15 protein-coding genes and 1 pseudogene are annotated in these 14,210 nt (G+C 38.6%); 13 read left to right on the top strand and 3 right to left on the bottom strand.

The window, feature by feature from the left end:
* From AB5213_RS16275 to AB5213_RS16235, 9 genes are all read left to right on the top strand, one after another.
* Positions 1 to 1,272: ATP-binding protein (locus AB5213_RS16275; protein WP_368276957.1), on the top strand; the 1,272-nt coding region annotated here is incomplete at its 5' end.
* Positions 1,269 to 3,407, top strand: coding sequence for a CD3337/EF1877 family mobilome membrane protein (locus AB5213_RS16270; RefSeq protein ID WP_368276956.1), 2,139 nt, complete (start codon positions 1,269 to 1,271; stop codon positions 3,405 to 3,407). The genes AB5213_RS16275 and AB5213_RS16270, both read left to right, overlap by 4 nt.
* Positions 3,404 to 4,411 (top strand): lysozyme family protein, encoded by a 1,008-nt coding sequence (locus tag AB5213_RS16265; protein ID WP_368276955.1) that lies wholly within the window; start codon positions 3,404 to 3,406, stop codon positions 4,409 to 4,411. Before AB5213_RS16270 ends, AB5213_RS16265 begins: the two co-directional genes overlap by 4 nt.
* A 14-nt stretch (positions 4,412 to 4,425) precedes the next feature.
* On the top strand, positions 4,426 to 5,328 hold the full coding sequence (locus AB5213_RS16260; protein ID WP_368276954.1) for a conjugal transfer protein: 903 nt from the start codon (positions 4,426 to 4,428) through the stop codon (positions 5,326 to 5,328).
* 169 nt (positions 5,329 to 5,497) lie between these two features.
* Positions 5,498 to 6,184: a response regulator transcription factor gene (locus AB5213_RS16255; protein WP_117828252.1), complete on the top strand. Its 687-nt coding sequence runs from the start codon at positions 5,498 to 5,500 to the stop codon at positions 6,182 to 6,184.
* A gap of 101 nt (positions 6,185 to 6,285) precedes the next feature.
* Complete coding sequence (locus AB5213_RS16250; RefSeq protein WP_035403278.1) at positions 6,286 to 7,224, top strand: ABC transporter ATP-binding protein; 939 nt, start codon at positions 6,286 to 6,288, stop codon at positions 7,222 to 7,224.
* Positions 7,202 to 7,897: an ABC transporter permease gene (locus AB5213_RS16245; protein ID WP_055165788.1), complete on the top strand. Its 696-nt coding sequence runs from the start codon at positions 7,202 to 7,204 to the stop codon at positions 7,895 to 7,897. The genes AB5213_RS16250 and AB5213_RS16245 overlap by 23 nt, the downstream gene beginning before the upstream one ends.
* Before the next feature lie 15 nt (positions 7,898 to 7,912).
* The gene (locus AB5213_RS16240) at positions 7,913 to 8,650 is read left to right on the top strand and encodes an ABC transporter permease (protein WP_055303142.1); all 738 of its coding nucleotides are present in this window, start codon (positions 7,913 to 7,915) and stop codon (positions 8,648 to 8,650) included.
* Positions 8,651 to 8,659: 9 nt separating this feature from the next.
* Complete coding sequence (locus AB5213_RS16235) at positions 8,660 to 9,559, top strand: sensor histidine kinase KdpD (RefSeq protein ID WP_117915790.1); 900 nt, start codon at positions 8,660 to 8,662, stop codon at positions 9,557 to 9,559.
* Positions 9,560 to 9,790: 231 nt separating this feature from the next.
* On the opposite strand, the gene AB5213_RS16230 is transcribed toward AB5213_RS16235, so the two are convergent.
* A complete protein-coding gene (locus AB5213_RS16230; protein WP_005342894.1) occupies positions 9,791 to 10,150 on the bottom strand; it encodes a helix-turn-helix transcriptional regulator in 360 nt (119 codons plus the stop codon).
* A 499-nt stretch (positions 10,151 to 10,649) separates the two neighbouring features.
* Between AB5213_RS16230 and AB5213_RS16225 the strand changes: the two genes are divergently transcribed.
* The 4 genes from AB5213_RS16225 to AB5213_RS16210 all read left to right on the top strand — a co-directional run bounded on the left by AB5213_RS16225 (position 10,650) and on the right by AB5213_RS16210 (position 13,225).
* Positions 10,650 to 11,081, top strand: a complete 432-nt coding sequence (locus AB5213_RS16225) for an RNA polymerase sigma factor (RefSeq protein ID WP_044925118.1) — start codon at positions 10,650 to 10,652, stop codon at positions 11,079 to 11,081.
* Entirely contained in the window at positions 11,071 to 11,310 is a 240-nt protein-coding gene (locus tag AB5213_RS16220) for a helix-turn-helix domain-containing protein (RefSeq protein ID WP_005423216.1), read from the top strand. The genes AB5213_RS16225 and AB5213_RS16220 overlap by 11 nt, the downstream gene beginning before the upstream one ends.
* Before the next feature lie 494 nt (positions 11,311 to 11,804).
* Entirely contained in the window at positions 11,805 to 11,999 is a 195-nt protein-coding gene (locus tag AB5213_RS16215; RefSeq protein WP_009265203.1) for a DUF3173 domain-containing protein, read from the top strand.
* A 35-nt stretch (positions 12,000 to 12,034) separates the two neighbouring features.
* Entirely contained in the window at positions 12,035 to 13,225 is a 1,191-nt protein-coding gene (locus AB5213_RS16210) for a site-specific integrase (RefSeq protein ID WP_005611123.1), read from the top strand.
* A gap of 360 nt (positions 13,226 to 13,585) precedes the next feature.
* Here the strand turns inward: AB5213_RS16210 and AB5213_RS16205 are convergent, their stop codons facing one another.
* Both AB5213_RS16205 and AB5213_RS16200 read right to left on the bottom strand, forming a co-directional pair.
* A complete protein-coding gene (locus AB5213_RS16205; RefSeq protein ID WP_368276953.1) occupies positions 13,586 to 13,951 on the bottom strand; it encodes a hypothetical protein in 366 nt (121 codons plus the stop codon).
* A gap of 28 nt (positions 13,952 to 13,979) precedes the next feature.
* Positions 13,980 to 14,210, bottom strand: a pseudogene (locus tag AB5213_RS16200) (hypothetical protein); the annotation flags it as partial.

Here is a 14,210-nt window from a genome sequence, read left to right as displayed (position 1 = left end):
GAGTTTCTTCCAGCCAGCAAGCGTTATATCAATGATTATATCCAGTATGTGAAATCCGATTTTTTAGCCGGACTTGGTTTCGGTGCTACTCAGATGTTGGGAGAAAATACAGGAATCTATATCGGCTATTCCGTGGATACAGGAAGAAATGTCTACCTGCAACCGTCCCTTGCCAGTCAAGGGGTAAAAGGTACGGTCACAAATGCGTTGGCTTCTGCTTTTGTAGGTTCGCTTGGCGGTGGAAAATCATTCTGTAATAACCTGCTGGTATATTATTCCGTCCTGTTCGGTGGACAGGCAGTTATCCTAGACCCGAAAAGTGAGCGTGGGAACTGGAAAGAAACACTGCCGGAGATTGCAGAGGAAATCAACATTGTAAATCTTACCAGCGACAAGGAAAATGCAGGGCTTCTTGACCCGTTTGTAATTATGAAAGATAAAGAGGACGGAGCTACACTGGCAAAAGAAATTTTAACATTTTTAACAGGTATCTCAACCCGTGATGGAGACAAGTTCCCTGTGCTTATCAGTGCAATCAGCAAAGTATCAGAAAGTGAACACAGAGGATTGCTAAATGTTATCACAGAATTACGGAAAGAAAATACGCCTATTGCAAACCATATCGCAAATCATATTGACAGTTTTACAAATTATGATTTTGCACACCTGCTCTTTTCAGACGGAACAGCGAAAAATACTATCAGTCTGGATAACCAGCTCAATATCATACAGGTTGCGGATTTGGTTCTGCCGGATAAAGATACTACTTTTGACGAATACACGACCATTGAATTATTATCGGTGGCAATGTTGATTGTAATATCTACCTTTGCCTTAGACTTTATCCATTCAGACCGAAGCATTTTTAAGATTGTAGACCTTGATGAAGCATGGGCGTTCTTAAATGTGGCACAGGGCGAAACACTCTCAAATAAGCTGGTGCGTGCTGGTAGAGCCATGAACGCCGGAGTTTATTTCGTGACACAATCCTCTGGGGACGTATCGAAAGAAAGCCTAAAAAATAACATCGGTTTAAAGTTTGCGTTCCGCTCCACAGATACCAATGAAATCAAACAGACCTTAGAGTTTTTCGGACTGGACAGTGAGGACGAAAACAACCAGAAACGGTTGAGGGATTTGGAGAACGGACAATGCTTAATGCAGGATTTATACGGGCGTGTCGGCGTGGTACAGATACACCCTGTCTTTGTAGAACTGCTCCATGCCTTTGATACCAGACCGCCGATAAAAAGTGAGGTGGATTTGGAATGATGAAATCTGTCACAAAAGAAAAGGTATTCCATGTACTGAAACTGGTTCTGCTTGCCGTGACCGTCACGCTGGTACTGCTGTCCCTGCTGGGGACGGTAGCTCATGCGTCTGGACTGGTCGATGATACGGTCAATGCAGACAACTTGTATTCAAAGTATCCGCTTTCCAATTATCAGCTTGATTTCTATGTGGACAATAGCTGGTCTTGGCTTCCGTGGAACTGGCTGGACGGCATTGGAAAATCGGTGCAGTACGGGCTTTACTGTATCACAAATTTTGTCTGGACAATCATCCTGTATCTTAGCAATGCCACAGGATATGTGGTGCAACAAGCGTATAAGCTGGACTTTATCAATGACATGGCTGACAGTATCGGGAAAAGTATCCAGACACTTGCCGGAGTAACCGAAAACGGATTTTCCAGCAGTGGATTCTATGTGGGATTCCTGCTCATTATCATTCTGATTGTAGGTGTTTATACCGCCTATACAGGGCTTCTCAAACGGGAAACAAGCAAGGCACTTCACGCTGTTATCAACTTTGTGATGGTGTTCATTGTGTCTGCGTCCTTTATTGCTTATGCTCCCAACTATATCCAGAAAATCAATGATTTCAGTTCGGACATCAGCACCGCTTCTCTAGACTTGGGGACAAAAATCATGCTCCCCGATTCACAAAGCAAAGGGAAAGACAGCGTAGACCTTATCCGTGACAGCCTGTTTTCGATACAGGTAGAAAAACCGTGGCTGTTATTGCAGTTCGGGAACAGTGATACCGAAGAAATCGGGGCTGACCGTGTGGAAGCTCTGGTATCTGCCAGTCCGTCAGACGAAGATGGAGAAACAAGGGAAAATGTCGTCAAAACAGAGATTGAAGATAACGACAATGACAACCTTACCATTCCACAGGTCGTCAACCGTCTGGGCATGGTGTTCTTCCTGCTCATTTTCAATCTCGGTATCACAATCTTTATCTTCCTGCTTACCGGCATGATGTTATTTTCCCAGATACTATTTATCATATATGCCATGTTTTTACCTGTCAGTTTTTTACTGTCCATGATACCGACCTATGAGAACATGGCGAAACAGGCAGTTGTCCGTGTGTTCAACGCCATTATGACAAGAGCCGGAATCACGCTGATTGTGACCGTGGCATTTTCGATTTCCAGTATGTTCTACAACATTTCCACGGACTATCCGTTCTTCATGGTGGCGTTTTTGCAGATAATCTGTTTTGCCGGAATCTATATGAAGCTCGGAGAACTAATGAGTATGTTCAGCCTTAATGCGAATGACAGCCAGCAGATAGGTCGCCGGATATTCCGTAGACCGATGGTGTTCATGCGACATCGGGCAAGACGTATGGAACACAGGATTGCAAGGGCTATCGGTGCTGGAAGTGTTGCAGGTGCGGTGGCTGGTGCAAGTGTTGCCAGAGCCGGAAAGCCAGCAACGAACCAACCGCCAAAGAAACGGGAAAATACCTCTGCCAGCATGGGAAGCCGTGTCGGTTCTGCGGTAGGTGCTGTGATGGATACGAAAAATAAAGTCCGTGACAGTGCTTCCTCTCTGAAAGAAAATGTGAAAGACTTGCCGACACAGGCTGGTTATGCTGTTCACTCTGCGAAACAGAAAGCAAAGGATAATGTATCAGACTTTAAGCGTGGCGTTGTGGAAGAACGGGAAAACCGACAGGAACAGCGTACACAGAAACGTAACCTGCACAGGGAAAATATCTCACAGAAAAAGCAGGAATTACAGAAAGCACAGGAAGCAAGACAGACAGTTCATGCGAATGGATCAGCGACAGCCGGAGCTACCAGAAGCCATGAACGCCCTGTTGCCACACCTGTTCCAAAACCTGCACCGACCAATACGGTAATGAAGCCGGATATGAAACGTCTTGCTACTTCTCCTGCGATAAAAAATGCAGAAGTCAAGGCTGGAAAAGAAACTGTCCGAACCAATATCAGACAGGAACAGCAGGTTAAATCTGTTGCCAGAACAAACCAGCCAAACGTAGCAGAATCCAGAAGTAATCATAAGAAATCTACGATACAGAAAACACAGGTCAATGGGAAATCTGCCCGTAAAACTGTTACGAAACATTCAGAGAAAGGACGGAAGAAATGAGATTAAAACGTATCCTTATCATAGGTACGATATTTCCAGTCCTTTTCTCCATCGTCCTCTTTTTCGGGATACTGATTTCCGGTGAAGATGACGACAGTTCAAACAGTTATTCGCCTGTCTATTCTGGCATGAACCTGTCAGCCGATGTCCTCAAACATCAGCCAATGGTGGAAAAATACGCCAGAGAAAACGGTATCTCGGAGTATGTGAACGTCCTGCTTGCTATCATACAGGTGGAAAGTGGCGGTACAGCTACCGATGTCATGCAGTCCAGTGAAAGTCTGGGGCTACCGCCGAACTCATTAAGTACAGAGGATTCTATCAAGCAGGGGTGTAAATATTTTGCGTCCCTGCTTTCTTCCTGTAAAGCCAAAGGCATGACGGACATTAACGTAGTTATTCAATCTTATAACTATGGTGGTGGCTATGCGGACTATGTTGCGAAGAACGGGAAAAAGCATAGCTTCAATCTTGCAGAGAATTTCGCAAAGAATAAATCCGGCGGTACAAAAGTGACCTATACAAATCCGATAGCTGTCAGTAAAAATGGTGGCTGGCGTTATAACTACGGAAATATGTTTTATGTGGAGTTGGTCAACCAATATCTGACTGTAAAGCAATTTAGCAACGAAACGGTACAGGCGGTTATGAATGAAGCGTTGAAGTATCAAGGCTGGAAATATGTCTATGGTGGCAGTAATCCAAACACTTCTTTTGACTGTTCTGGTCTTACTCAATGGTGCTACGGAAAAGCCGGAATCAGCCTGCCACGAACCGCACAGGCACAGTATGACGCAACCCAGCATATCCCGTTGTCACAGGCACAGGCTGGCGATTTGGTCTTTTTCCATTCCACTTACAATACCAGCGACTATGTTACCCATGTAGGAATCTATGTGGGAAACCATCAGATGTATCATGCCGGAAATCCAATCGGCTATACCGATTTGACCTCTGCCTACTGGCAACAGCACATCATTTGTGCCGGAAGAATCAAACAATAGAAAGGACTTGAAATATGTTTAAGAAGAAAGAAAAAACAGAGAAAGCACCTACGAATAAGAAAGTGCGTATCATGAAAGTCGGGACACATAAAAAATCTGTCCTGTTGTTGTGGGCGGTGCTTCTGGCAAGCACCAGTTTTGGTGTGTATAAGAATTTTACCGCCATTGATACCCACACGATACATGAAAAAGAAATCATTCAGCTAAGATTGAACGATACCAACGGTATTGAGAATTTCGTCAAGAACTTTGCGAAAGCCTACTACTCATGGGATACCAGCAAGGAAGCCATTGAAGCAAGGACAACGGAAATCAGTAAATACCTTACCAAAGAATTACAGGACTTGAACGCCGATACCATCAGAACAGATATACCAACCAGTGCGACCGTTACAAATGTGCTGGTCTGGAATGTAGAACAGTCTGGAACGGACGATTTTACCGTTGCCTACGAAGTAGATCAGCAGGTAAAAGAGGGAGAACAGACACAGGCAGTCACAGAAAACTATACCGTGACCGTTCATGTAGATAAGGACGGTGCAATGGTCATTACCCAGAATCCTACCCTTGCTCCGTCGGTACAGAAATCAAAGTATGAACCGAAAGTACAGGAAGCCGATGTCAGTGTCAGTTCCGACACAGTTAAGGACGCTACCGCTTTCTTGAAAACATTCTTTAAGCTCTATCCGACAGCTACGGAAAAGGAACTTGCCTACTATGTCAAAGACGGTGTGATTGCTCCTGTATCCGGCGACTATGTATTTTCGGAACTGGTAAACCCTGTCTTTACCAAAGACGGCGACAACCTCAAAGTCAGCGTGTCCGTAAAGTATCTGGATAACAAGTCGAAAATGACGCAAATCTCACAGTATGAGCTTGTGCTTCATAAGGACGATAACTGGAAGATTGTAGAATAAATGTTACAGCAGAATAGTATGGTAATTGTTTATCCAATCTATACTATTCTGCTTACAATTAGATTGACAAAATAAGAATCCCTCTCATATAATTGGTTGCAATGGTATTGAGGAAATACAACCTTAAATGTATAATGGGAAAGTAGCATTGCAGGAATGAGGTAGGCTAATGAATAAAATATTGATTATTGAAGATGATTTAGAAATAAATGCATTATTGGCTGATTTTCTAAAAGAAAAAGGATATGCTGTGCATTGCCAATATGATGGACTTCATGTTCTGGATTTTTTGAATAAAGAAAAAATTGATTTGATTATACTTGATATTATGCTTCCTTATCGGAGTGGTGATATTATTTTATCTGATGTACGCAAGAAATTTACGATACCTGTTATTATTATTTCAGCGAAAGAAACTACACAAAATAAAATCGACTTGCTTCGTCTGGGAGCAGACGATTATATCACAAAACCTTTTGATATGGAAGAAGTGCTTGCCAGAATTGAAAGTAATCTGCGAAGAGTACAATTTCAAAATAGCCAGACAGAATGTTTGCAACATAACAATCTGACTTTAGACCTAGAGAAAAATACAGCATTTTTGAATGGAATAGAATTATCCTTAACCGCTAAAGAATTTGGCATTTTAGAATTGTTGATGAAATATCCAGATAAAGTATTTTCAAAATCGAATCTTTTTCAAAGTGTTTGGGATACAGAATATATTGCTGAAGATAATACACTTAATGTTCATATCAGTAATTTACGCAATAAATTAAAAGCGATATGCTCTGATACAGAATTTATTGATACTGTTTGGGGCATTGGCTACCGCCTACATAAAGCTAAGGATTAAACGTTCCTTAGCTTTATTATTTTTTTAACTTTTCTCATTACAATTTAAGAAATTCTTTAAAATTGCCCGTTATACTGGTTTAAGTAAAGGAGGTTTGGGATATGAGTTCAATTATTTTAGAAGCAAAGTCTTTAACCAAAGAATATAAACAAACATTAGCATTAGACCACATAAATTTACAAATAAAAAAAGGAAAAATTTATGGATTTATTGGTCAAAACGGAGCAGGTAAGACTACTTTTTTAAGATTAGTCACAGGGCTTGCGTTTCCAACAAGTGGTACACTTTCTTTATGGGGAAATTCTGGAACAGAAGAATTACAGAAACAGCGTAAACGAATTGGAAGTATGATTGAAACGCCTGCTCTATTCCCGTCAATGACTGCCTATCAAAATATGGAAGTACAGCGTATTCAACGAGGCATACCAGATAAATCAGTTATTAAAAGGACATTAGATATGGTTGGATTGCAAGATACAGGTAAAAAGAGTGTCCGCAATTTTTCATTAGGTATGCGTCAACGATTGGGGATAGCGATTGCACTTTTAAATACACCAGAACTATTGATTTTAGACGAGCCTATCAATGGTCTTGACCCTGCTGGAATTGTAGAAATCAGAAATTTATTAAAAATTTTGAATAAAGAATATGGTATGACCATTTTGGTTTCAAGCCATATCTTAGAAGAATTGTATCAAACAGCATCAGAATTTATTCTGATTGACCATGGAAAAATTATAGAAGAGATTTCTGATTATGAATTAAATGAACGGTGTAAACGACATATAGCAATTAAAACAACAGATGTTCAGAAAACGGTTCTGGTTTTGGAAGAGAATCTTCATACAGATAACTTTAAACTAATGCCAGATGGCATAATTCGTTTGTATGATTATTTGAATGATTTAGAGACAGTTGCGTCTGCTTTAGCAGAATCGCACATTCTTGTAACAGGACTTTCTGTATCTGGCGATACTTTGGAGGACTATTTTTTGAGCAAAATAGGAGGAACAAAAGATGTCAAATCTCCTAAAAACTGAGTTATATAAGTTGTTTCACAGTTGGTATTTTTGGGGAATTGGAATATTCAATCTCCTTTTAAGTAGCATATTGCTGTTAGATAGTAAAGAACGCTCTTCAAACTTAATTATGGCATCATTATACAATATTCCGTTACTCTATTTTTTGAGTATAGTGTTTATAGCATTGTTCATTGGAAGTGATTTTAGTGGAAGAACTTTAAATACTTATATTACTGCCGGACATAAAAGAAGTTCTATATTTAGAGTAAAGTTAATTGTATCTCAAATAGGTTGTATTATCATTCTGGTATTTCCATTATTTGTACATGGAATTATTAGTCAATTTTATATTGGGGAAAAACTTTTTTGGAATGATAGCACATATACTATGGTTTTACTAACTCTGTTTGCCATGATAACACTGTGTGCATTACCGATGTTTTTTGCTTTTATTTTTCGTGATATGGGGAAAACACTGACAGTTTCAATGGTTTTATTTTTTGTTATGATTTTTTTGCTGAACAGTGAATCTGCACAAATAATCAGCAGAATAATACCAATGGGACAACTTAGGTTAATTTCATTGCAAAAGGTCTATTCGACAAACTTTTGCTTGTTTGTAGATTTTTTATGGAATTTTATTTTATATTTCATTGCAGGTAGTGCTTTTTTACATACAGACTTGAAATAACCGGAGGTGTTTTTTATGGATAAATTATTAAAACTGGAAAAATATCAGTTGTTACATAATTCTATTTACTGGTGTGGTATGATTGGAATATTTATTTTAGGATTTTTTACAGCAGATACTTATGTTACAGAGGTCATGGGACCGACAGAAGAAATTGCTTCTTCTCTTGCTGATATTTTTAATGGAATGGTGTATGATTCTACGTTTCTTCTTATCATCATGTCGGCTATACTTGCATTGATTTTAGGACAGGAATTTTCTAAGAGAACAATAAACTTAGAGGTCAGTGCTGGACATTCCAGAAAACAAATTTTTACAAGTAAAATAATATCGTATTTAATTGCTTTTAATCTTATGGCTCTTGTCTATCCAGTTTCAGGATGCATAAGGGAATTTGGACGCTTTGGTGTTGCAGACGTGGGAATGTTTTTTTACAATATTATAAAAGCAATCATTTATTCTTGTCTGCTTAATAGTGCGATATTTCTAATTGCAATACTTATTTGTTGCTATTTACAGGATGCTGTAAAAGCAACCTCGGTTACAGCAATTATTATTTTTGGTCTTAGCTTATATCTTGGCTATGGAATGATGTTGAGATTACCAGTCGGTTTTTTACCTACTTATCAAATCAGAATCGTTGTCAGCATGAAAACCTTTTTTCAACCGATAGCTATTTTAGTAGGATGTATATGGTCTGGTATATTGGTATTGCTTTCGTGGATAAAATTTTGTAAATGTGATTTTAAATAGGTGGAGAAAATGTCTAACATAGAATGGATTTTAATTATCATAACAATATTTTTAGTAATACTGCTATTTCGATATATTCAATTAAAAAAACAAATCCGTAATCTTGCGGATCAAGTTAATGAATTGAATTCTGGAAATTCACAGCAGATGTTAGACATTTCGTTGATTGATAAAGATTTAGAAAGACTGGCTGGTATATTGAATCAATATAATATCAGACAACGACAGGCTGTTGCAGGCGTATTACGCAATGAAGAGTATTTAAAAGAATCTGTTGCTAATATATCACATGATTTGCGTACACCTCTTACAGTCATTCTTGGTCATTTACAATTATTGCAAAAAGAAAATTGGGAATCCAGTCAAGCACAGCGTGTAAAAGTGATTTTTAGCAAAGCCGAAAAAATGAAAGAATTGGTAGAAACATTCTATGACCTTTCTATTTTGGAGGAACAGCAGACAGTTCCAGAAAAAGAAAAGTTTAATATATCTAATATGTTAATAAATTTAATTACGGAAAATGCCGTTGCATTAGAAAAGGAGAATATTTTACCCGAAATAAATCTCCCAGATTATTCAATATACGTATATTCTGATAAAAATATGGTAGAACGAATTTTACAAAATCTGTTGACAAATGCAATTAAGTATTCTGTTGGAACGATAAAAATAACACTTATGGAGAAAGAAAATAATAATATTATATTTACCATTGAAAATCCAATGAGTGACAGTTCAGAAATTGATTGCAATCGACTTTTTGACCGTTTTTATACAGGCGATAAATCAAGACATAATGGAAGTACAGGATTGGGACTTGCGGTAGTAAAAACACTTGTTGCCATTCTTGGCGGAAATATTGTTGCAAAAGTACATGCCAATAGCCTTATTATTACTCTTGAATTATAAAGTATTGAAGATATATTCGTATGATAATTCATTGAAGAGTGGACATCAAAATGTAAAGTCAATAGTTTGTAAAGTTCAGTTACAAACTATTGGCTTTTTTCATTACTGTGTAACAAGTAAATTTACGATAAAGAAATAAGGATAGTCGGCTCTTATTTATTGCCTGCGGAGCAGATCAACAAATAAATGTTGAAGAATCTGTATAGGAAAACAGAGAAAACAAGAAGCAAATCACTTCTTATTCTCTCTGCTGTTCAAGATACCGTCAATCGTACCTTGAATGATTTTTAATTCATTATCACTCAATAAATCAAGTGACGAATCTATCTGACGGCGGGCTGTGTTTTTCTCAACATTCTTCGCTGGATAGAAATACTCGTCAACAGATATATTGAACATTGTAACTAAATCATGGAATAACTGAAAGCTAGGGTGTTTTCCGATATTTTCAATATCTGCGATATGACGTTCTCCGTAAAAGACTTTATCGCCTAAATCATTTCTGGAAAGCCCTGCTTTCTCTCTGGCTTCTCTGATTGCCAGTCCTAAAGGACGAAAATCAAAGCTGTGTGTATCTTTCTTTTTTCTCATTTTTAATCACCTAGCATGAGTTTATACTTCATGTTGTGCGATTAGAATGTATTAAAAACTCATATTATATGCACTATAAATTCAAATAAAGTATTACCTAGTTCGGTAAATAAAAAAAAACCGTTCTGTGGGTAATCTCTTTTATAATGTCCAAAAATATAGGGACGGTTTTGGTATAACCAGAGCTGTCCTTTTTCTATTTTCACAGGATTGCTCTGGTCAAGGAGCAATTTGTGATTCTAAGTAAAACAGGCAGTCTATACCAACAACCGAATTTATTCCGTTTTTTTCTTAGTACATCATCAGTCCTTGAACATGAATTAAAAACTCATATATCAGATGTTTTAAAAACAGTCTATTTGTTATTGATGCAAATAGGCTGTTTTCATATTTACAAAAATTTTTTTCAATCCTGCAACAAATCACACCTTGCCGTACAGATATGGTGCGGAAAGAGGGATACATACTTTTCACTTCATAGCGAAAGGGGGGTGTGATTTTGAAACCATCAGACTTCCAAAAGACAATACAATGTCAGTTTGACTGTAAGCTCAAAAAGGTTGTGAAAGGCATTGTCCGTAACTACCGCAAGGAATTAGCCAGACGACAGGCAAAGGAAGTATCCTTTTGTGAGCTTCCAGAGATTGTTGTTGAGAAATTGATTGTATGGGACGATTACGAAAGTGAATATACAACGTTCGATGTGTGCGGTACAGAAATCCGTGTACTTGATGAAGAACTTGCAGAAGCACTGAAACAGTTGCCGGAGCAAAGCCGGAACATTGTATTGATGTTTTTCTTCTTGGATATGAGCGATTCGGAGATAGGCGAAAAGCTGAATATCAACCGAAGCACATCATATAGGCACAGAAGAAATTCACTTGAAGAAATCAGAAAGCAGTTAAAGGAGAAGAAAACAAATGAAGAATAAGCAACACACACTTCCATCATTTTTTCTCATATCATCAGCCGTGGACGGTAACGAAAACGCTATAGAAAAGCTGTTGCTGTTCTATGAAGCCTATATATCAAAATGCTGTTTACGCCCGTTTTACGATGAATACGGCAACGTATACATTGTGGTTGATATGGAATTAAAGGGACGTATCAGAGAAGCCCTTTTGAAAATGATATGTGAATTTGAAATAGACGAACATTAAGTAATCTTTGAGCGGAGCATGATTTAATAAACTCCCCTCTTTCCTGTTCCGCTTTTTCTTATCATTCTGTATCAGTCCATTTGTAAAAATGAATTGATACAGGCTGACAAGAGCCTAACAGTTCTTTGACAAGTGAATAAAGCAGTCAGATACGTTTGTGCTTGCAGTGAGCCATCAGAGGTTGTACGCCGTGACTTTTCCAATCGGGAGATAGCGATTCATGCAATGATCTGGGAGCGACCGTTGGAAAAGTCGTTCTGCCATGACCTGCAACACAGGATAATGATACACCCGTATGACACGGTTCAGCCCACAGGAATGGGAATGGTTGAGATACCAGCGGAGCTTGCCGAAGCCGTCTGATTGCTTGTAAAACTATCTAACAACGATTTTGCAAGAAAAAATCATCTTAATAGAGCTTTTTTGCTCATCATTTGATATACTGATAGACAAGATATTGAGATTTCCTTATCTGGTCTATGGAAAGGAGGATTATGATTACCGTAACAAAAAAAGACCTCATAGCACTAGGTTATGGAACTTCTTTCTCGGCAGACATCATAAGAAAAGCAAAAAAACTTATGATTGAAAAAGGGCATACTTATTACCAATCCCGTAAATTGGACAGAGTACCCAAAGAAGCCGTGGAAGAATTATTAGGGATTACATTATCAGACACAAACGATTGATTGTACTTCTTGCATATCATGTAAGGAGTGAAATCATGGCAAAAGACCCTATTAAGAAAGCAGATAACGGAACTTATTATTTCAGAGCTAATTTAGGCTACAATCCCATTACCGGAAAACAGATACAGAAATACCGAAGTGGATTCAGAACGAAAAAAGAAGCAAAGGAAGAATATTCAAAACTGGTGTTAGCTTCTACCGAAGAATTAACAACAAAAAAAGATGGCGTTTCTTTTCAGCAATTTATAGAAGAAACCTACCTGCCATGGTATAAAACACAGGTAAAAGAAAGCACTTATCTTAATCGTGCTACTACCATCAAGAAACATTTTTCCTATTTCTACAAAATGGAAACAGACGAAATCGAACCTATCCATGTTCAAAACTGGCAGTTGAAACTTGCAAAAGATTTTAGCCCTAATTACATTCGTATCGTACAGGGAATGCTTTCTATCGCATTTGACAGAGCTATTGTTCTTGGAATTGCGAAGAAAAATCCTTCTCGTATGATAGGCAATATCAAAAGCAAGAAAACCAAAGTTGATTTCTGGACATTAGAAGAATTTCAAAAGGTTATTTCCTTACTCTGTAAGAAAGACTATTATGAACATTATCTGTTTATATCGTTCTGGTTATTATTTATGACTGGTATGCGAATTGGCGAAGCGTCAGCATTACATTGGTCAGACATAGATTTTGAAACAGGCTTGCTTAGCATTACCAAAACATTATATTACCGAACAATGACGGACTATAAATTCGTTGAGCCGAAAACACAGGCAAGTATCCGTACTATTTATATTGATTCAGATACACTCAATGAGCTAAAGGCTTGGCAAAGTGTTCAGCAACAGGTTCTTCCCGATTGTCCACTTGTACTAAGTTATAACGGAACTCCAACCAGTAAAACAACGCTTCCCAGAGCTTTGGAAAAGTTGTCAAATTTAGCAGGTGTTCATCGTATTAAAATTCATGCCTTGCGACATTCACACGCTTCATTGCTTATCAGCATGGGCGAAAATCCTTTACTTATCAAGGAACGTTTAGGACATGAAAAAATACAGACAACACTCGGCACTTATGGTCATCTGTATCCAAATACGAATCTTGAAGTTGCTAAAAAGCTGACTGGAATATTACAAGTACAATCTGCTACTGAAAGCATTGCTAATTATACCAGCAATCAACATACAGCAATCTATCACAGAACAGTTGAAGAAAAATAATGCAATGAAAATGCAATCCTATAAAGGAAAAGCTGTAAAACCCTTGTAAACAAAGGCTTTACAGCTCAGCTTCAACTATTCAAACTCGATTTCGACAACCTTCCATATGCCGAAAAATAAGCGATTTTCCGGCAATATAAGGCAATATAGCAACCTATAAAACAACAAAAAAATACGCAGGTGTGCAATCAGTGTGCAATCAAAACTATCGTCTTTCAAAACAAAAAACTCGTTATCAACTGGGTTATGTCCCCATTGGTAACGAGTTTTTCATTAACAAAATTATTTACCTGTTTTCAAAAACCCTGCGAGCCAGAAACCCGCAGAGTCGTAAAACCGTAAAGCCGTCTAAGTGGTTATCTATCTTGCCGTAGAAACGCTACCTGCAAGCCACTCCTGCACCATCTGGGCGTTCACTTTCAAGATTTTTGCGATTCTATCTACCGTCATGCCGTCTTCCGCCATGCTTTTGGCATTCTCTCTTTTCTCTTCCAGTCTTCCTTCCTCCACGCCTTCCAGACGCAGGGCTTCCATTTCCTTGCACATATGTTCCACTCCTTTCTCGGTCTCTTTCAGTTCGTGCACGCGGTCGGCCATGGCTCCGCCCTGCATCTCTTTCGCTTCCTTCGCACGGAAATCGTGCATCAGTCTTCCAAGCTCGCCGCCATCGTCCTTGCTGGAATCCATATCAAAAAGACCCTGCGGGCTGGTAACCCGCAGAGCCATAAAACCGTGAAGCTGTTTATGCGGCTAACTATCTTGCCGCTGTTGTGCTTGTGAGCCAGCTCTTTACTGTTTCAATATTTACTTTTATAACCTCGGCAATATCCTCAACGCTCATTTTCTTTTCAGCGAGGGAGTAAGCCACATTCTTCTTCGTTTCAAGTTCTCTTTCATCGCAAAGCTGCTCCATTTCCTTGCACATATGCTCCACTCCTTTCTCGGTCTCTTTCAGTTCGTGCACGCGGTCTTTCAATGCTCCCGC

This window comes from Coprococcus sp. RTP21204st1_G4_RTP21204_210225 (assembly GCF_040915385.1).
GTDB classification, from domain to species: Bacteria; Bacillota; Clostridia; order Lachnospirales; family Lachnospiraceae; genus Allocoprococcus; species Allocoprococcus comes.
Note: the sequence above shows the minus strand (reverse complement) of the source record. Positions and strands in the feature narration are given on the sequence as shown.